Below are 19,460 nucleotides of genomic sequence, written 5' to 3'. Positions count from 1 at the left end.
GCACTCGGCTGGTCAGCCGAGTGCCGAGTGCCGAGCGCCGAGTGCCGAGATCACCTTCAACTCGATGGCGATCGGGGTGGGCAGGGCGCCGACTTGGACGGTGGTTCGGGTCGGTTGGTTTGCGGTGAAGTACTCGGCGTAGACTTGGTTGAAGGCTGGGAAATCGTGCTGCATGTCGGTCAGGAAGACGGTGATGTCGACGATGTCCTCGAGGCTCGAGCCGGCGTCTTCCAGGATGGTCCGGATGTTGGTCAGGACCTGGTGGGTCTGCTTGACGATGTCGTGGGCCACCACCACCCCGGCGGCGTCGACCACGTTGCCGGGAATCTCGTTGGTGCCGGGCACCCGCGAGCCGATGCCTGACAGAAACAACAGATTCCCGACCCGGCGGGCGTGGGGGTAGGCGCCGACCGGGGCGGGGGCGCGGGCTGAGCGGATCGTGTCCGACATGGGTGAGTGCCTGGCTAAAGTTTGATACAGACGTTCTTGGGCTCCGTGAAGAACCGGATCGCCTCGTCGCCACCCTCCCGGCCCACGCCGCTCTGTCGCATCCCGCCGAACGGGACTCGGAGGTCTCGAAGGAGCCAACAGTTGACCCAGATGGTGCCGCATTGGACCTGCTCGGCCACCCGGTGGGCCCGGGTCAGATTATTGGTCCAGAGCGAAGCGGCCAGGCCATACGGACTGTCGTTGGCCAGCTCGATGGCATGGGCTTCGTCCCGGAACGGCATCACGGTGACGACGGGCCCAAAGATTTCCTCCTGATTGGTCCGGCAGCCCATCGGGAGGTTGGCGATCACGGTCGGCGCCACGTAGTAGCCGTTGGCGCATCGGGCCGGCACTGTGGCGGGAGCACCCCCGCCGGTCCGGATCACGCCGCCTTCCGATCGAGCCAGCGCGATGTAGCCCATCACTTTGTCCCGATGCCCCGCACTGATCAACGGTCCGAGATCGGTGCCCGGTTCGAGCGGGTCGCCGATCGTCAGGGCCGCGACCGCCGCAGTGAACCGGGCCACGAACTGATCGTAGAGCGACTGCTCCACCAAGATCCGCGAGCCGCAGAGACAGATCTCGCCTTGATTGGCGAACGATGACCGGACGATCGATCCGAGGTGCTGGTCGAGGTCCGTGTCGGCGAAGATGATCGTCGGATTCTTCCCGCCGAGCTCGAGGGTCAACTTCTTGAACACCGGGGCCGCGCTCCGGGCGATCGTGGCCCCGGTGGCGGTGCCGCCGGTGAACGAGATGGTCTTGACGGCCGGGTGCGCGACGATCGCCGCGCCGGCCGAGGCGCCAAGGCCATGGACCAGATTCAAGACGCCCGGCGGCAACCCGACCTCTTGGCACACTTCGGCGAGCAAAGCCGCGGTCGTCGGCGTGAGTTCCGAGGGTTTGGCAACCGCCGTATTCCCGGTCGCGATGGCCGGCGCGATTTTCCACGACAACAAATAGAGCGGCAGGTTCCACGGCGAGATCAGGCCCGCCACCCCACGGGGCCGGCGGAGCGTGTAGTTGATGGCGGAGTAGTCGGTGGCGTGGCTCTCAGCCGCGGTGTGGAGAATGGCCGTGGCAAAGAATCGAAAATTGGCCGCGGCGCGCGGGATATCGAGCGTGGTGGCGAGCGCCAACGGCTTGCCGGTGTCGATCGATTCGGCTCGGGCAAACTCGGCCAGCCGGGCTTCGATCCGATCCGCGATCCGGGTGAGGTATCGGGACCGCTCCGAGGCCGGGAGCTCGGCCCACGGGCGGAACGCGGCCACGGCCGCAGCCACGGCGGCCGCGACGTCGGATTCGTCGCTGTCGGGCACCAGGGAAATGACGGTACCGGTGGCCGGGTCGATGTTGTCGAGGTAGCGGCCGGCGGCGGGGGCGACGAGGGCGCCGTTGATGTAGTTCGGGACTCGGCGCTCGGCACTCGGCACTCGGCGGGTCATAGGCTCGAGATTCGGCCGCCGTCGACCGGGAGGCTGACGCCGGTGATGTAGGCGGCGTCGGGGCTCGCGAGAAAGCGGATGGCGTGGGCGATTTCTTCGGGGGCGGCGAAGCGACCCAGCGGGATTTCGGCGAGCATTTCGGCTTCGACCTTCTCGCGGGGGTGGCCGGTGGCCTGGGCGCGGTTGTCGATCACGGCGTCGAGCCGGCTGGTGCGGGTGGCGCCGGGGAGGATGTTGTTGACCGTGATGCCGAAGGGGCCGAGCTCGCCGGCCAGGGTCTTGGCCCAACTGGCGACGGCGCCCCTGACGGTGTTGGAAACGCCGAGCCCCTTCAGGGGTTGCCGGACCGAGGTGGACACCACGTTGATGATCCGGCCATAGCCGGCGGCCTTCATCCCGGGGACCACAGCTTGGGAGATCAGGTGGCTGGTGACCAGCAGGCTCTGGAACGCAGCGACAAAGGCCTCGGCCGTTGCCGCGACGATCGGCCCGCCGGGGGGGCCCCCGCTGTTGTTGACCAGGATGTGAATGGAATCACCTCCGGCAAGCCACCGGTCCACCGCGGCGGCGGCGCTGGCTGGGTGACTGAAATCGGCGGAGGCGGTCGAGTGCCTTTGGGTTTGGTTGGGGCGCGGAAGCCGGCTCAGGGTGGCAGCCAAGCGCTCCTCACTCCGAGCCATCAGGACGACATTGGCGCCGGACTCGGCCAGGGCCATCGCGGCCGCGAGCCCGATCCCCTGCGTGCTCCCGCAGACCAGCGCGGTTTTTCCAAGGAGTTGCATCGGGGGAAACTACGGCCGGGGCCGGCCCGGTGTCTACTGATCAACGCCCAAGCCCCGAAGTCAGATTTGCGAGTACGGGGTTGATGTCGTAGAGTTATTGGTATACAAATGCCATCATTTTGAGCACGTGAACGCCGATCGGCGTTTGGGGTCTGGTGTGTCGAATTGACACGCAGTGATTCAACGCGGCGGCATGGTGAAGAGAAGTAGGTCCTTTCCGGTGAATGACTTGGCGGAACTGGTTAGGTGGAATACTTCTTGCTCTTTGGACGAAAGATTATCAGTGGACAGCGGTTCGATCTACACCTCCATTTAGTTAAGGGGTTTCATGCGACGTTCAGTCACGCGATGGATGCGAGGCGCTCTGGCACTCGCACTCGGTTTCCTAGTCACGAGCCAGGCGGCCGCGCAACAAGCCACGGTGTCCGGCAAGGTCACCGACGAGTCGAACGGCCAGCCGTTGGTCGGGGCCCGGGTTCAGGCCACGACGCAGCAGGTGTACGCCGTGACCAACCAGCAGGGGCAGTACACCATTCGGGGTGTCACCGGCGGCCCGCACACGTTCCGGGTGTTCATGCTCGGCTATGCCTCCCAGACCAAATCCGTCACGGTCGCGGCGGGCGGCGGCGTGACCCTGGACTGGAGCCTCAAATCGGTGCCGTTCCAACTGGAAGAAATTGTGACCACGGCCACCGGTGAGCAGGCCTCCCGGGAACTCGGCAACACGGTCGGCAAGATCCAGGCGGCCCAGTTGGTCGAGACGAGCCCGACCACCAACCTGATGCAGGTGTTGAGCGGCCGGGTGTCCGGCGTGACCGTGATGCAGAGCAACGGGACCAGCGGTACCGGCGCCCGGATCCGAATTCGCGGCTTGAGCTCGGTGTCGCTCTCCAACGATCCGTTGCTCTACGTCGACGGGATCCGGGTGGCGGCTGACGCCGCGGCCGGCGGGTTCGTCGGTGGGAGTACGGTGTCGAAGTTGAACGATCTTAATCCGGAAGAAATCGAATCGATCGAGATCGTGAAAGGCCCGTCGGCGGCGACGCTCTACGGAACCCAGGCCGCCAACGGCGTTATCCGGGTCACGACCAAGCGGGGTCGGGCCGGGGCGCCGCTGTGGAACAGCTGGATCGAAGGCGGCGGGATCAAAGACACCTACCACTATCCGAGCACGTATTTCAACAGCCGGGTCGGGGCCCTAAACTCTGACTGCTTTACTTGGCAGGAAAAGGCCGGCGTCTGCCAGGTGGCGCAACGGAACGTCTTGGATCTGCTCAATCCCCAAGCCACGACGCCGTTCACGACCGGGTTCCGGAACCAGTTGGGTACCAGCGTTGCCGGCGGTACCGACGTCATGCGGTACTTCGTATCGGCTGAATCGGAACTCGAGACCGGGGTTCTGAAGCTCGCCGACGCTGAGGCCGACTTTTTGGCGACCAAGCGGGGCCTGGCCACCGTGGCCGATCTGCCGCACTCCCAGGTCCGCCCGAACCATTTCAACAAGTACAACTTCCGCCTCAATCTGAACGCGAGTCCCCGAAGCAACCTCGAGGTCTCGGTTTCCTCGGGCGTTGTCGTCAACAACATCCGGTTGCCCCAGACCGGCGACAATTTCCAGTCGATGATCGGGACGGCGATGTTTGGCTCGGCCAATCCGGCTCTGTTCCCGGCAACAGGGGGCTACGGCTTCTCCCGGCCGGCGAATTCGATCGGGGAAGAGACCTACCGGAAGAACGATCACTTCATCAACAGCGGGACCGTCAACTGGCGGCCGTTCTCGTGGCTGTCGAGCCGCGGTACTTTTGGGCTTGACTACCTCAACTACGTCGATGAACAGAACGTGTTCCGGGGCCAGGGTTGCTTGACCTGCGGCACGGAGAACCAGGGCAAACGGATGTTCAACCGGTCGATCGACACCAAGTACACGGTCGATCTGAACAGCACTGCCCAGTACACGCTGACTGGGCGAATCGGAGCCAAGACTTCGCTCGGCGTCCAGTACAACCACGACAAGTTATTCGCCGTGAACGGCCAAGCCGATATCCTGCCTCCGGGCATCATCGCCCTGTCCGCCGGTGCCCAGAAGTCATTGTCGGAGGTGACCTTCGACGTCATCACCTTGGGCACCTATGTCGAGCAACAGGTGAGCCTCGACGACCGGCTCTTCTTGAGCGGGGCGCTCCGGATCGACGACAACAGTGCCTTCGGTGCGGCGTCGCGTTCGGCTTACTATCCCAAGGTGGCCGGGTCGTGGGTGGCCATCGAGCCCAAGGATGGCGGTTTGCTCAACAGCCTCCGGCTCCGGGCCGCCTTCGGCGTCACGGGGCAGTCACCGCGGCCGCTCGATGCGCTGACGTATGCAACGCCGGTGACCGCGTCGATTTTCGGACAGCCCGCGGTTCCGGGCGTGACCCTCGGTGGTTTGGGCGACGCCGGCCTGAAGCCGGAGCGGTCCCGGGAATTCGAGACCGGCTTCGATGCGGGCTTTCTCAACAACCGGGTCAACTTCGAGGTTACCTACTACAACAAGAAGACCAGTGATGCCTTGGTGCAACGGACGCAGCCGTTCTCGTTGGGTGGCGTGTCCGCCCGGCTGGAAAACGTTGGGGTCGTCACCAACGAGGGCGTCGAGATATCCATCAATGCCCGGGTGATCGAGAAGAAGAGCATTACCTGGGACGTCCAAGTCGAGGCCTCCGGCAACAAAAACCGGCTGGTTTCGTTGGCGCCCGGGGTACCGCCGATCGTCGGGTTCGGCTTCAAGAACATTCCCGGATACCCGATGTTCGGGCTCTGGTGGCAGGGCTTGACCGGTTTCGCGGACAAAAACGGCGACGGTGCCATCGATCCGAGCGAAGTGACCGTGACGGATACCCTGATGTTCCTCGGCTCGACCGTACCGAGTCGGAACTTGGCAGTTAACACCAGTTTGTCGCTCTTCAACAACCGGCTCCGAATCGGTGGGCAGTTCGACTATCGCGGTGGCTTCGTCACCCTGAACGTCAACGGTCTGTTCCAGTGCGCCTTCCAGGTGAACTGCCAGGCTCTCCATGACCCCTCCGTGTCGCTCAAGGAGCAAGCGAAGGCGATTGCCGGTCCGCGGGCGTTCGGCGCCTACGGAGAGAATGCCGAACACTTGCGGCTCCGCGAGGCGTCGATCACCTATACCGGCAGCAAGTCGCTGGCCGGTCTGTTCGGGGCCCGGACCATGAACATCACCTTGACCGGCCGAAACCTGTATCTGAAGACGTTCGGCTTCACCAGTTGGGACCCGGAGAACAACACTCAATCCGTCGACGGTCCGAACTACAACTTCGTTCAGCAGGCCCAGCCGCTGATCGGAATCTTCCGCGTCAACCTCGGCTTCTAACCATGCCAGCTCGAAAGGATTATCAGGTCATGACCAGCAAATTCACGAGCTTGGCCCGCGTCGTCGGGAGCACGTTGCTGCTTGCCGGGTTCGCGACGGCCTGCTCGAAGGACACTATTCTCATGCCGGATACTCCGGACGTGATTACCCCGGACAAGTTGGAGACGCCGGAGGGGCAGGCGGCGCTCTATTCCGGGGCCATTTCCGACATCGTGGTGGCGACGACCGGCGGCAGCGGCGTGGTCATCTTCGGAGGCATGTTTGTCGACGAGTTGATGCACGCGAGCACGCCGCCCGCGGTTCGTGAATGGGATCTCCGCAGCGTGTTGGCCACCAACAGCGTCGCCTCGGGCAACGGCGGCCCGTTCCACGCGCTCCAACGCGCTCGAACCGCGCTCGAGGGCGCCGCTCGCCGGCTGCCGGCGAGCGATCCTCGGACCGGTGAAATGTGGGGCTTGGCTGGGCTCAGCTACGTGATGTTCGGTGAAATGTTCTGCTCGGGGACGCCGATTTCCGAGCGGGATCCGGCCATAAGCTTGGGGACCCCCTTTACCACGGCGCAGCTGTTCAATCGGGCGCTCGAGCGGCTGGCCACGGCGGCCGGGAGCACCGGTGGCGATGCCCGGATCCAGAACATGATCGCGGTGATTCGGGGCCGGGCCCTGCTCAACCTGAGCCAATATGCCCAGGCGGCCACCGCGGTGGCCGCCGTGCCCACGACTTTCGTCTACAACTTCCTCCATGCCGCCCCTCCGGGCCGGCAGACCAACCAGGTCCAACTCCAGACGGCGAGCGACATCTACTCGGTCTCCAATCTGGAAGGGGGCACCGGCCTCGACTTCGCCAGCGCCGCGGACCCGCGGGTTCCAGTGACCGCGACGGGTCTGTCACGGAACGACACCGTGACCCCGATGGTGGTCCAGAGGAAGTACCTCACGATCGACTCGCCGGTTGCAATGGCGACCGGGATCGAGGCGCGGTTGATCGAGGCCGAGGCAGCTCTCCAGGCCAACAGCACCGGCCTCTGGCTCCAGAAGCTCAATGAGGCCCGGGCCACCGTGCCGGCGCTTACTCCGCTGGTGGATCCCGGCACCAGGACCGCGCAGGAAAACCTGACCTTCCGGGAGCGGGCGTTCTGGATGTACTTGACCGCTCACCGTCTCGGCGATCTCCGCCGGATGGTCCGCCAGTACGGTCGGGCGAAACAGGCGGTCTATCCGTCCGGGGCGTACCACAAACAGGGGTTGACGCGGGGTACCCAAGCCGCGTTGATCGTCCCGCAGCCGGAAGAGAACAACCCAAACTACAAACCGGCCGACTGCACCGTCGACACGCCCTGACCCTTGGGGCTGTTGGGTAACTTTGGCGCATCGGGGCGAGCGAAAGCTCGCCCCGATTGCTTTATCTTGGTCACACCTCACCAGGCTGCGGAGTCTCCATGCTTTTACCCTTCCGATCATTTGGGATCGTGCTCGGGCTGCTCGCGACGGCGGTTTCGGTGGGTGCCCAACGTCCGAACACCACCCGAGAGGCTCGGTCGTTTCGCGATCTGTCGCTCACTCCGGACGGGACGATGCTCGCCTGGATCGGTCCCCGGGATCCGGCGGACGCCCCGGGCGTGAACGTCGTCGCGGTCGCCGGGGGGACGGCCCGGCGGGTGGTCGTCCCGGCGGTTCGGGGGACGGAACGAGACCTGGCGTGGTCGCCGGATGGGACCCGGTTGGCCCTGCTTGCCGAATCGGGTGGGCGGCCGGCCCTCTACGTCATGACGAGGGCGTCGGGAGCGGTCCGCCAAGTTGCCTGGCTCCGCGGCAACACCGCCGGCCTCCGATGGTCTCCCGACGGGCGGACCATCGCGCTGCTCAACACGGAGAATCCAACCCGCCCGTCGGGCCCGCTGGCCCCGCAAGCCCGGGACACCGGGCTGATCGGCCGGCAATTCGATGCTCAGCGGATCGCGGCCGTCGACCTGACCACCGGCGTGGTTCGGCAGATCTCGCGACCCGATCTCTACGTCCACGAGTTTGCCTGGTCGCCGGATGGTTCCCGATTCCTGGCCGCGGCGGCCCCCGGCCCGGGCGACAGCGGCTGGTACACCGATGAAATCTGGATCATGGACGCCACCGGGAGCGGTGCCCGATCGTTAGGCAAGCCTGGGATGCAAATCGCCTCGCCCCGGTGGTCGCCAGATGGAAGCCGGATCGCCTATGTCGGCGGGTTGATGAGCGACGAGGGGGTTCCCGGCGGGGACGTGTACCTGGTCGATGCCGCGGGTGGCGTGCCCCGGAACCTGACGCCGGGCATTCAAATCTCGCCCAACTGGCTCGCCTGGACCGCCGGTCCGAACCGAATCGTCTTCACAGCCTGGGCCGATGGCGGGAGCGCGATCGGCACCGTCGACCCCGGAACCGGCGAGACCAAGCTGCTCTGGCAAGCCGGCGAGAGTATCCACGCGGTGGCGGGCGTCGGGGTTGGGGGCCTCGCCCTTTCGCGGGACGGGGCGGTGTCGGGGTTGATCCGGCATTCGTTCGAGCGGCCGCCGGAAGTGTGGGCCGGGCCGATCGGTCAGTGGAAGCAGGTCACCCGAGTCAATGACGGACTCGAGCCGGTCCTTGGACAAAGCGCCAATCTCCATTGGACCAGCGACGCCTTGACGATCCAGGGCTGGCTCCTCCACCCGAAGAACGCCGACCCGTCCCGCCGCCATCCGATGGTGGTCATCGTGCACGGCGGCCCCGCCTCGGCCCATCAACCGCGCTGGTTGAGCAGCGCCACCACTACGGAGCGGTCGCTGCTCGAGGCCGGTTACTACGTCTTCCTGCCGAATCCGCGCGGGAGTCAGGGCTTTGGCCAGGCGTTCACGCGGGCGAACGTGAAAGACTTCGGCTACGGCGACCTCCGGGACATCCTGCTCGGTGTCGACGCGGCCGGCCTCCGAGCGCCGATCGACACCGCCCGGGTCGGGATCACCGGCTGGAGCTACGGCGGCTACATGACGATGTGGGCGGTGACCCAAACCCGGCGTTTCAAAGCGGCCGTGGCCGGTGCCGGGATTGCCAATTGGCTGAGCTACTGGGCCCAAAACGGTATCAACGAATGGTTGCTGGGCTACTTCGGCGCCGCCGTCTACGACGACTCCGAGGTCTATGCCCGGAGCGCCCCGATGACCTTCATCAAACAGGCCAAAACCCCGACACTCATCCTCGTCGGCGAGGGAGACATCGAAACCCCGGCCGCCCAATCCTACGAATTCTGGAAAGGCCTCCAGCACAACGGCGTCGAAACCGAATTCATGATCTACCCCGGCGAAGGCCATGGGATTCGAAACCCCGTCCACATCCAAGACCGAATCACCCGCTCCCTCTCGTGGTTCAACCGCCACCTGAAACCAACCCCACTCCCCTGATTACCTTCCCCCGCACCTTCTGACCGCCGAGCCCCGAGTGCCGAGTGCCGAGTGCCGAGCCTGGTGCCTGACCATCCTTCAGCGCCTGGTCCAAATCAACTCCGTCAACCCCAAACTGGTCGCTGGGGCGCCCGGCGAACGGGAGATTGCCGACTACACTGCGGCCCGGCTCGCGGAACTTGGCCTCGAGGTCGAGCGGTACGAGCCCGAACCGGGCCGGATCAGTGTCACCGGCCGGCTTCGGGGTACCGGGGGCGGGAAGAGTTTGATGCTGAACGGCCACTATGATACGGTCGAGGTCGAGGGGATGGCGGAGCCGTTCTCGGGTGCCGTGCGGGATGGTAAGCTCTATGGGCGGGGCTCCTTCGACATGAAGGGCAGTGTGGCGGCCAGCATCACCGCCGTGAAGCTGCTCCAGGAAAGCGGCGCCCGGCTTCGGGGGGACGTGATCGTGGCCGCGGTGGCTGATGAGGAGTACGGCAGCTGCGGCACCGCCGATCTGGTTCAACGGATCAAGGTCGACGGTGCCATCGTCACCGAGCCGACCGCGCTCGAGATCTGCCTGGCCCACAAGGGGTATCTCTGGATTGCGGTCGAAACCCAGGGCCGGGCGGCGCATGGGAGCAAGGTCGACCAAGGCCTTGACGCGAATATGCGGATGGGGCGGTTCTTGGGCCGCCTCGATCGGTTGGAGCAAGAGCTCCGGCGCCGGTTGGCCCACCGATTGGTCGGCCCGCCGTCGCTTCACGCCGCGACCCTCCATGGTGGCACCGGGCTCAGCACCTACGCGGCGAATTGCCGGATCGAGATCGAGCGGCGGACCATCCCCGGCGAAACCGAAGCCAGCGCGATGGCCGAGATCCAGGCGCTCCGGTCCGAACTCGAGGCCGAGGATCCCGGCTTTCAGTCTCGGGTGGAATGTTTTTTTGCGCGGGAGCCGTTCGAAGTCTCGCCCGAGGCCGGCATCGTTCGGTCGTTGGCCGTCGGCGCTCTCGGCGTGCTGGGCTCGACGCCCAAGATGGTGGGCGACACCCCGTGGATGGACTCGGCCTTGCTGGCCGCCGCCGGCGTCGAGACCGTGGTGTTCGGCCCGACCGGCGCCGGGGCCCACGCGGCCGTCGAATGGGTCGATCTGGAAAGTGTTTATCAGACCGCGGACGTTCTCGCGGCTACCGCCCGTCACTACTGCCAATAGGTTTTCTGTGCGAACGATTTCTCATTACATCGGCGGCCACGAGGTCAAGGGTCGTTCCGGCCGGAGCGGTCCGGTCTTCAATCCGGCCCTCGGCGAGCAGCAGGCCGCGGTCGACTTTGCCTCGGCCGAGGAAGTCGATGAGGCCGTCGCGGCCGCGGCCAAGGCGGCCGTGTCGTGGAGCGCCGCCCCGTTGGGCAAACGGGCCGACGTGTTCTTTCGGTTCCGGCACATTCTGGTGGAGCGACGGGCCGAGTTGGCCAATGTCATCAGCCAAGAGCACGGGAAGGTCCCGTCCGACGCGGCCGGCGAGGTGGCCCGGGGCATCGAGAACGTCGAGTTTGCGGCGGGCATTCCCGAGTTGCTCAAGGGCGGCTACAGCGAGGGCGTGTCGACCGGGGTCGACGTCTATTCGATCCGCCAGCCGCTTGGGGTCGTCGCCGCGATTACGCCGTTCAACTTCCCGGCCATGGTTCCGCTCTGGATGATTTCGAACGCCATTGCCTGCGGTAATACGGTCATTCTGAAACCGTCGGAGAAGGATCCTTCCGCCGCGTTGGTGCTCGCCAAGTGGCTGACCGAGGCCGGCCTCCCCGACGGGGTGCTCAACGTGGTCCACGGAGATAAGGTGGCGGTGGACCGGTTGCTCGATCATCGGACCGTCCAGGCCATCAGTTTCGTCGGGTCGACCCCGGTGGCCCGGGCCATCTACCAGCGGGGCACCGCCGCCGGAAAGCGGGTCCAGGCGTTAGGCGGAGCGAAGAACCACATGGTGGTGCTACCGGACGCCGATCTTGGCGCGGCGGCCGACGCGGCGGTCAGTGCGGCGTACGGATCGGCCGGTGAGCGATGTATGGCCATTTCGGTGGTGGTGGCCGTGGGGTCGATCGCCGATGCCTTGGTCGAGGCGATTGCGGCCCGGCTCGGCCGGATCAAGATCGGGCCGGGTACCGACCCGGCCGCGGAGATGGGTCCCCTGATTACCAAGGAGCATCGCGACAAGGTGGCCTCCTACCTCGATCTGGCTAAGCAGGAGGGGGCCACGGTGGTGACCGACGGCCGGGGCCAGACCTTTGCGGGCCAGGGCTTCTTCCTCGGCGTGTCGCTGGTTGACCGAGTCACACCCAGTATGGCGGTCTATCGGGACGAGATCTTCGGCCCGGTGCTGTCGGTGGTCCGGGCGGGGACGTACGAGGAGGCGCTCGATATCGTCAACCAGAATCAGTATGGGAACGGCGCCGCGATTTTTACCAGGGACGGCGGGGCGGCCCGGCGGTTTCAGTCCGAGGTGACCTGTGGCATGGTCGGGATCAACGTTCCGATCCCGGTACCGGTGGCCTATTACTCGTTTGGCGGTTGGAAAGATTCGCTGTTCGGCGACACCCATATCTACGGACCCGATGGGGTGCATTTCTACACTCGTGGCAAAGTCGTCACCAGCCGGTGGCCCGACCCGGCCACCAGCTCGGTCAACCTTGGCTTTCCCCAAACTCGCTGACACCATGAGTGATACCACCGCATCGCAGTTCGCCGGGAAGGCCCATCCGTTCGTGCCACTGGTGTTCACCCGCCAGTCGCTTGAGGCGTCCCGGCAACAGGGCCGGGCGTTCTACGAGGAGATGAATCGGCGGCGCACCACCCGCCATTTCTCCCCTGAACCGGTGCCGAAGGATTTGATCGAATGCGCGCTCCGGGTGGCCGGCACGGCGCCGAGTGGCGCCCACCAACAGCCGTGGACCTTTGTCGCGGTGTCCGATCCCGAGCTGAAGCGAAAGATCCGGGAGGCTGCGGAGCTCGAGGAACACGATTTCTATCACGGCCGGGCCCCCGAAGAGTGGGTCGAGGCGCTCGCGCCACTCGGCACCGATGAGCACAAACCTCATTTGACCGACGCGCCCTGGGTGGTGGTGTTGTTCCGCCAGGCTTACGGGGTCAAGCCCGATGGGTCGAAGCGAACCTACTACTACACCCAGGAGTCTTGCGGCATCGCCGCGGGATTCTTCATCGCCGCGGTGCACCAGATCGGCCTCGTCACCTTGACCCACACCCCGAATCCGATGGGGTTCTTGGCGGAGCTGTTGGGCCGGCCGGCCAACGAGAAGGCCATGCTGGTCATGCCGGTCGGATATCCCGCGCCCGGTGCCTTGGTCCCCGATTTGACCCGGAAGCCCCTCGACACGATTGCGATCTGGAAGTGACGTCATGAACCGACCCGGTCTCGCCCTGCTCCTGACCGCCGTGGCGGCGGCTCCTGCTGTGGCTCAGGCGCCGGCCGGTCTGGTGACCGGATATGCCGCGAAGATGCTCTGCTCCACGGTCTTCGTCTCCCACCGGTCCGCGGCCGAGGCGTTGAGCCAGGAGCTCAAGTTGGCCGCCCCGATCCCGTACCGGGTCGACAGTGCCACCCGATCGGTGGTGGCCTGGATTCCCGGGGCGGAGTCCCGCCGGGCCGTTTGGCAACCCGGCCTTGGCTGCTCCCTGCGATCGGATTCGATGCCGTGGGCCGGCTCCGCCGGGGCCCGGCGTGCCAGCCTGGTTCGTTCCCAGGCGCTCTGGCCCGCCGGTGAACGAATCGATACCACCCAACTGCCCGAGGGGGTCGACGCCGCCAAGCTCCGGGCGGCCCTCGACGGGGCTTTCGCTGAGCCGACAGCGGCCCAGCCGAAACAGACCCGGGGGATCGTGGTGGCCTGGAACGGGCGGATCGTGGCCGAGCGCTACGCGAAGGGGTACGACGCCGCGACGCCGCAACTCGGCTGGTCGATGACCAAGAGCGTCACCAATGCCCTGATCGGGATTCTCGTCCGGCAGGGCAAGGTGGCCCTGGATCGTTCGGCGGCCGTGCCGGAGTGGCAGCAGGCTGGCGACCCCCGGGCGGCCATTCGGCTCGAGGACCTGATGCGAATGAGTTCGGGTCTGGCGTTCGACGAGAGCTACAGCCTGGGAACCAGCGATGTGGCCCGGGACCTCTTTTTGACCCACGACGCCGGCGGGTTTGCCGCGGGCCTCCCGCTGGCCGACCCGATCGGCGCCCGCTGGTCGTATTCGAGCGGCACCACCAACATCATCTCGCGAATCATTCGGCACACGATCGGCAACGACAGCGCCTACCGGGAGTTCCCCCGCCGGACCCTGTTCGAGCCGCTTGGCATGCACACGGCCGTGCTGGAGCCGGACCCTTCGGGGACGTTTGTGGGGTCGTCGTTCATGTTCGCGAGCGCCCGCGATTGGGCCCGGTTCGGACAGCTGTACTTGAATGATGGGGTCTGGAACGGGGTCCGGATTCTGCCCGAAGGGTGGGTGAAGTATTCAACCTCCCCGGCCAAGGCGGATTCGACCGGCGGGTACGGAGCCCAGGTCTGGATCAATGCCGGGGGGGCCAACGGGAAGCGGCCCCACCAACGCCTCCCGACTGACGCATTCTTTTTCATGGGCTACGATCAGCAGAACGTGGCGGTCATCCCGTCCCGGGGGCTCGTGGTCGTTCGGCTCGGGTATACCCCCGGCCGCGAGTGGGACCTCGACGGGTTCATCGAGCAGGTGCTTCAGGCGCTTCCGTCGCCCCGGTACGAAACCATCCTCCGCGGCGGCACGATCGTCGACGGCTCCGGGGCCCCGCGGTTCAGGGCCGATATCGCGATCAGCGGCGGCCGGATCGCCCGGATCGGGAACCTCGCGGGGGTGCAAGCGACAACCGACCTCGACGTTTGGGGTCTGATGGTGGCACCGGGATTCATCAACGTTCACAGCCATGCGAGTCCGGCCGCCCTGCCGACGGCTGTCAACATGCTGACCCAGGGGGTCACGACCGAATTGCTCAACGCCGATGGCGGCGGTCCGACCGATTTGGCCGCCCAGCTTCGGCCGATCGGGCAGGGAGGACTCGCCCTGAACGTCGCGGCCAGCATTGGGTTCAACTCAGTGTGGCAGAGTGTGATGGGACCTACGAACCGACGTCCGTCCTCTACTGAAGTGGAAAAGATGCAATCGCTGATCCTCGCGGGTTTGGGGGCGGGGGCGTTCGGAGTCGCCTCGGGGCTCGACTACAAGCCGGCCTACTTCGCCACGACCGACGAAGTGGTCGAGATCCTCAAGCCGGCCGGCCGGTGGCGGACCTTCTTTCCAAACCATGACCGGTCCACCCCTGAAAGCGGATACAGCTCTCGGGCCGGGGTCGAGGAAACCCGGCTGATCGGCGAGCGGGCCGGCTTGGTCGGCCAGTTTACCCACATGAAGATCCAGGGTCACGAACAGGGCACCGCGGCCGCCGTGATCGAGATGATGACCCGGTCGTCGTCCGCGGGGCGGTGGGTGGCGGCGGACGTCTATCCCTACTTGGCCGGCCAGACCGCGCTCTCGGCTTTGATCGTTCCGGGTTGGGCCCAGGACGGCGGCACCGAGGCCATGCGGACCCGGTTTAAGGACCCGGCGCTTCGGGCCCGGATCGTCAAGGAATCCGACGAGGCCATCAAGGCCCGGTTCAACGGGCCGGAATCGATCATGGTCTTGGGCACCCGCCGGCTCTCCGACATCATCCATGAGTCGGGCGCCACCTCCCCCGGTGACGCCGTCGTCAAGGTTCTGGAGACCGAGTCGCCCTGGGCCATCCTCGGCTTCGGCATCGAGGCGGACCTCGTCAAGATCATGCAGTACCATTCGGCGGCCATTGCCTGCGATTGCGGGGCGGCAACCGGCAGCCGGGGTCACCCGCGCTACTATGGGACCTTTCCCCGGGTGCTGGGCCGGTACGTCCGGGAAACCCACGCCCTGACTTGGGAAGACGCGATTCGAAAAATGACCGGGCTCCCGGCGGCCATGATTGGGTTGGTGGACCGCGGGCTGCTCGCGCCGGGCATGGCCGCCGATATCACGGTCTTTGATACGGCCACGGTCATCGATCACGCCACGTTCGAGAAGCCCGATGCCTGGTCGGAGGGGATTCGCCACGTGCTGGTGAACGGCCGGGTGGCCCTTCGGGACGGGAAGGCCACCGGCGACCAAGGCGGTGTCGTGCTCCGCCGAACCGGCAACATGCCGAGCCGGCCGATGGATCTCGCCGTGGCCCGGCGGGTTGCCGTTGGTGGCGCCGCGACGCCGTTGGCCGGCGGATCGCGGATCCAGGTCACGATCGCCGTGCAGCAGGCGCGCCAGAGCCGGCACGCGACGGGCACGATCACCCTCGTCGATGGCGCGACCAAGACCACCATTCGGTCGGTGGCCCTCGGCACCCTTCAAAGCAAATCGGGCTGGGCCTCGATCACCGGTCGGGCTCGCATCAACTCGGCCGGTGCGGCGCGGTCATTTACCCTGATCGTCGAGCGGGCCGATCCATTCGTGAACGGGGGCCCTTCGACGGTCCGGCTCTCAGTCGAAGGCCTCGACCCGATCGAAGGGCGGCTCGACCGCTTGGCCACGATTCTGCCCAACTGAGGTTCCCGATCATGGACGAGACTCGGAATGTTCCCCGACGGGCCTTCGTGGCCACGCTCGCAGCCGGTGCCGCACTCCCGTGGCCGGAGCTCGACGCCGAGGGTACTCTGGCGGCGGCCCTGACGGAGGCCACGCTCCACTACGCCTCGGTGGGGACACTGGCGGTGGCGATCCGGCAGAAACGGGTCTCGTCCCTCGAGGTCGTCGAGGCTTGCTTGAAGCGGATCGACCAGGTCAACCCGAAGATCAACGCCATGGTGTACCTGACCGACGACCGGGCCCGGACTGCGGCCAAAGCGGCGGACGCGTCACTGGCCCGGGGAAAGCTGCTCGGGCCCCTGCATGGCGTCCCGTTCTCGATCAAGGATTCGCTCGATACGGCCGGGGTGGTGTCGACGGCTGGAACGATCGGCTGGGCCAAGCGGGTCCCGACCAAGGACGCCACGGTGGTGGCCCGGCTTCGGGCGGCCGGCGGGATCTTGCTGGGCAAGACCAACACCCCAGAGTTCACCTGGTCCGACGAGACCGACAACGCGGTGTATGGGCGGACCAACAACCCCTACGATCTGACCCGAACCCCGGGCGGAAGCAGCGGCGGACCGGTGGCCCTGGTGGCAACGGGCGGTTCGCCGTTCGATGTCGGCAGCGATACCGGGAACAGTATCCGGATGCCGGCCCACTACTGCGGCGTGGCGGGTCTCAAGGCAACCCACGGCCGGATTCCGAAGACCGGTCATGCCGTATCGTACCGCGGCCTGATGGAGTCGTGGACCCAGCTCGGCCCGATTGCGAGGACGGTCGACGACCTGGCCCGATTGATTCCGATCATGTCCGGGATCGACGACGAAGATCCGTACGGGATGCCGGTGCCGTTGCTCGACTCGCGGCGGGTGGCGATTCCCGGTCTTCGGGTGGTCTTCTTTACCGACAACGGCGTCCAGAAGCCGACCTCTGAAACGGTCGAGGTCGTTCGATCCGCGGCCCTGGCCCTCCAGCAAGCCGGCGCCCGGGTCGAGGAGCGGCTTCCAGCCGGACTCAACCGGGCCACCGAACTCTGGCATGAGATGGCCGGGGCCGATGGGGGCGCTTGGCTCAAGCGGCTGCTGGAAGGGGCCGGCACGCCTAACGGTGGGACCGTCGGCGGATGGTTTGCCGGCGCCAAGCCGGTGAGCGCCGAACAGCTGACGCTGCTGGTGGAGCAACTCGACGAGGTCCGGGGACAGTTGCGCCGGATGATGGAGTCGGTCGATCTGATCGTCTGTCCGGCCATGGCGTTCCCGGCGGTCAAGCACGGTGGCTCGAATGCCGCGGGGTACGGGGACAGTTACAACGAACCCCACAACATCACTGGGTGGCCGGTGGCGGTGGTCCGCGGGGGCACCTCGCCCGAGGGATTGCCGATCGGGGTCCAATGCGTGGCCAAGCCGTGGCGGGAGGACGTGGCGCTGGCGGCCGCGAAGGTGATCGAGACCGCCCTGGGTGGGTGGAAAGCGCCGCTGATCTAGCCGACCCGGGCCACGCGATGGCGGTGACGGTGTCGGTGCCGCCGCCGGCCAAGGCCAGGGCCACCAACTCGCGGGCTTGGGCTTCCGCGCCGATCGGCTTGCCGAGCACCGCGGCAATGGCAGCATCGTCGACGTGCTTGGTGAGCCCGTCGCTGCAGAGGAGCAGCGTGTCGCCCGGCTCGAGGTCGATCAAGCCGACCGATGGGGTCAACGCCGACCCGCCGATGGCGCTCGCCAGTGATTTGGCGGCCGACGCTGTCGATACCTGCGCTTCGGTCCAGGCCCCCAAATCCATCATGTATTCGCCGATGGTCTGGTCGCGGGTGATCGGGCGGGGTCTCGGCGGGCAGGGGGCGGGCTTTCTCTTTAGTTCTTGGCCATGGGTCTCGGTCGTCGGGAAGGTACGGATAGTGTGCTCGACCCGAAGTTGCGGCCTGGCCGGACGACTGGCGACGGTCGTGCCGGCCGGATCGGGTAGCGCGAGGGCGAAACCGGGCCTAGTTTGAACGGGTGACCTCCTCAGGCTCTGTTGATCCGACGCCGAAGGTCGGCTGGCGGGGGAAGTGACAACGTGACCGTCGTGGTGCTCCGCGCCATCGTGTCCGGTTCCAAGCAACCCTTTTCGGACTCCCAATGAGACTCACCTGGTATTGGCTGCTCGCCTTCGCGGCGCCGCCGCCGCCGCCTTCCCTGACCGCCCAGACCGAGCCCGCCACGGTGATTCGGGGCGCGACCATTCACACCGCCAACGGGGCCCCGTTCGTCGGGAGCATCGTGCTCCGCGGTGGGAAGATCGTTGCCCTTGGACCCAGTGTTCCGGCGCCCGCCGGCGCCAGGATCATCGACGGCACCGGCAAGGTCGTGACGCCCGGGATGATCGACAACCACTCCCATATCGGGGCCAAGGTCACCGATCTCAATGACTCGCCGATGTTGATCGGTCCCCAGCACCGGTTTCTCGATGCCCTCGACCTTGGCGATCCGGATTGGAAAGATGCGGTGTCGGGCGGCGTTACCACGATCGTGACCGGACCGGGCAGCGGCGAAAACGTGAGCGGCATGGCGGTGGTGATCAAGACGTTCGGCCCTGAGTTGGCCGGCCGGATGCTGCTCGAAAAAGGCGGAATGAAGTTCGCGATGGGGGCCAAGTCGCGCGACCGCTACCCCACCACCACGATGGGCGTGGCGGCCAATCTCCGCCAATATCTCATTAAGACCCAGGAGTACGTCGCGGCCGGCAAGAAATGGGAGGACGATGGCCGGAAGGGCAATCCCCCGGCACGGGACCTCGGCTACGAGTCGATGGCGGACGTGCTGGCCAAGAAAACCTACGTCCGCGCTCATGTCCACCCGGCCACCGACGTGATGACTTTGGTGCGGTTAAAGGACGAGTTCGGATTCGACCTCACCCTGCACCATTCGACCGAAGCGTACAAGGTGGCTCCGGAGTTGGCCAAACGGGGGATTTCAGCTGTCGTCCTCCCGTTAGGCCCTCGCATCGGGGTCGGCGAGGACGCCATGGCCGGTCCCTACGTGCTTTGGAAGGCCGGCGTCAAGATCGCGATGCACACCGACGCGCCGGTCATCAACCAAAAATGGCTCCGGCTCTGCGCCGCGCTGGCGATGCGGTACGGGATTCCTGAAGACGAGGCCCTGAAGATGGTGACCCGGAACGCCGCCGAAATTGCCCGGGTCGGCGATCGGGTCGGGAGCCTCGAGGTGGGGAAAGACGCTGATCTGGTGATGTTCAACGGCCCCTGGTACGAGCCGCGGTCTCGAGTCGAACTCGTCATCGGCGACGGCCAGGTGATCTTCGAGCGCGCCAAGGAGGACAACTGATC

The 19,460-nt window shown here is 66.1% G+C and carries 12 protein-coding genes; 9 read left to right on the top strand and 3 right to left on the bottom strand.

The genetic code is table 11. From position 1 onward, the window contains the following. Nucleotides 1-12: 12 nt before the first annotated feature. The 3 genes from EXR94_12380 to EXR94_12370 are packed head-to-tail and all read right to left on the bottom strand — an operon-like array spanning nucleotide 13 to nucleotide 2,716. Nucleotides 13-450: a RidA family protein gene (locus tag EXR94_12380; GenBank protein MSR03516.1), complete on the bottom strand. Its 438-nt coding sequence runs from the start codon at nucleotides 448-450 to the stop codon at nucleotides 13-15. A gap of 14 nt (nucleotides 451-464) precedes the next feature. Further along, complete coding sequence (locus EXR94_12375) at nucleotides 465-1,934, bottom strand: aldehyde dehydrogenase (protein MSR03515.1); 1,470 nt, start codon at nucleotides 1,932-1,934, stop codon at nucleotides 465-467. Continuing rightward, the gene (locus tag EXR94_12370; GenBank protein ID MSR03514.1) at nucleotides 1,931-2,716 is read right to left on the bottom strand and encodes an SDR family oxidoreductase; all 786 of its coding nucleotides are present in this window, start codon (nucleotides 2,714-2,716) and stop codon (nucleotides 1,931-1,933) included. Before EXR94_12370 ends, EXR94_12375 begins: the two co-directional genes overlap by 4 nt. Nucleotides 2,717-3,044: 328 nt before the next feature. Between EXR94_12370 and EXR94_12365 the strand changes: the two genes are divergently transcribed. From EXR94_12365 to EXR94_12325, 9 genes are all read left to right on the top strand, one after another. Continuing rightward, nucleotides 3,045-6,086 carry a SusC/RagA family TonB-linked outer membrane protein gene (locus EXR94_12365; GenBank protein ID MSR03513.1) on the top strand — a complete coding sequence of 1,014 codons (3,042 nt, stop codon included), beginning with the start codon at nucleotides 3,045-3,047 and terminating at the stop codon, nucleotides 6,084-6,086. Between the two features lie 2 nt (nucleotides 6,087-6,088). Next, a complete protein-coding gene (locus EXR94_12360) occupies nucleotides 6,089-7,426 on the top strand; it encodes a hypothetical protein (protein MSR03512.1) in 1,338 nt (445 codons plus the stop codon). Nucleotides 7,427-7,524: 98 nt separating this feature from the next. Further along, nucleotides 7,525-9,492 carry a S9 family peptidase gene (locus EXR94_12355; GenBank protein ID MSR03511.1) on the top strand — a complete coding sequence of 656 codons (1,968 nt, stop codon included), beginning with the start codon at nucleotides 7,525-7,527 and terminating at the stop codon, nucleotides 9,490-9,492. Nucleotides 9,493-9,559: 67 nt separating this feature from the next. Beyond that, nucleotides 9,560-10,687 carry an ArgE/DapE family deacylase gene (locus EXR94_12350; GenBank protein MSR03510.1) on the top strand — a complete coding sequence of 376 codons (1,128 nt, stop codon included), beginning with the start codon at nucleotides 9,560-9,562 and terminating at the stop codon, nucleotides 10,685-10,687. 7 nt (nucleotides 10,688-10,694) lie between these two features. Continuing rightward, nucleotides 10,695-12,182: a CoA-acylating methylmalonate-semialdehyde dehydrogenase gene (locus EXR94_12345; protein ID MSR03509.1), complete on the top strand. Its 1,488-nt coding sequence runs from the start codon at nucleotides 10,695-10,697 to the stop codon at nucleotides 12,180-12,182. 4 nt (nucleotides 12,183-12,186) lie between these two features. After that, a complete protein-coding gene (locus EXR94_12340) occupies nucleotides 12,187-12,882 on the top strand; it encodes a nitroreductase family protein (protein ID MSR03508.1) in 696 nt (231 codons plus the stop codon). 4 nt (nucleotides 12,883-12,886) lie between these two features. Beyond that, on the top strand, nucleotides 12,887-16,114 hold the full coding sequence (locus EXR94_12335) for a hypothetical protein (protein ID MSR03507.1): 3,228 nt from the start codon (nucleotides 12,887-12,889) through the stop codon (nucleotides 16,112-16,114). Nucleotides 16,115-16,125: 11 nt separating this feature from the next. Next, entirely contained in the window at nucleotides 16,126-17,619 is a 1,494-nt protein-coding gene (locus EXR94_12330) for an amidase (GenBank protein ID MSR03506.1), read from the top strand. A 633-nt stretch (nucleotides 17,620-18,252) separates the two neighbouring features. Further along, nucleotides 18,253-19,458 carry an amidohydrolase gene (locus EXR94_12325; protein ID MSR03505.1) on the top strand — a complete coding sequence of 402 codons (1,206 nt, stop codon included), beginning with the start codon at nucleotides 18,253-18,255 and terminating at the stop codon, nucleotides 19,456-19,458. The last annotated feature ends 2 nt before the right edge of the window (nucleotides 19,459-19,460 follow it).

The sequence above is a fragment of the Gemmatimonadota bacterium genome, assembly GCA_009692115.1.
Lineage (GTDB): Bacteria > Gemmatimonadota > Gemmatimonadetes > Gemmatimonadales > GWC2-71-9 > SHZU01.
The sequence above is the reverse complement of the archived record's forward strand: the minus strand, read 5'-3'. Positions and strand labels throughout refer to the sequence as shown.

Bases quoted from the DNA above. Each gene is read 5' to 3' on its own strand.
- EXR94_12380 (MSR03516.1), bottom strand. From the start codon at position 450: ATGTCGGACACGATCCGCTCAGCCCGCGCCCCCGCCCCGGTCGGCGCC.
- EXR94_12375 (MSR03515.1), bottom strand. From the start codon at position 1,934: ATGACCCGCCGAGTGCCGAGTGCCGAGCGCCGAGTCCCGAACTACATC.
- EXR94_12370 (MSR03514.1), bottom strand. From the start codon at position 2,716: ATGCAACTCCTTGGAAAAACCGCGCTGGTCTGCGGGAGCACGCAGGGG.
- EXR94_12365 (MSR03513.1), top strand. From the start codon at position 3,045: ATGCGACGTTCAGTCACGCGATGGATGCGAGGCGCTCTGGCACTCGCA.
- EXR94_12360 (MSR03512.1), top strand. From the start codon at position 6,089: ATGCCAGCTCGAAAGGATTATCAGGTCATGACCAGCAAATTCACGAGC.
- EXR94_12355 (MSR03511.1), top strand. From the start codon at position 7,525: ATGCTTTTACCCTTCCGATCATTTGGGATCGTGCTCGGGCTGCTCGCG.
- EXR94_12340 (MSR03508.1), top strand. From the start codon at position 12,187: ATGAGTGATACCACCGCATCGCAGTTCGCCGGGAAGGCCCATCCGTTC.
- EXR94_12335 (MSR03507.1), top strand. From the start codon at position 12,887: ATGAACCGACCCGGTCTCGCCCTGCTCCTGACCGCCGTGGCGGCGGCT.
- EXR94_12330 (MSR03506.1), top strand. From the start codon at position 16,126: ATGGACGAGACTCGGAATGTTCCCCGACGGGCCTTCGTGGCCACGCTC.
- EXR94_12325 (MSR03505.1), top strand. From the start codon at position 18,253: ATGAGACTCACCTGGTATTGGCTGCTCGCCTTCGCGGCGCCGCCGCCG.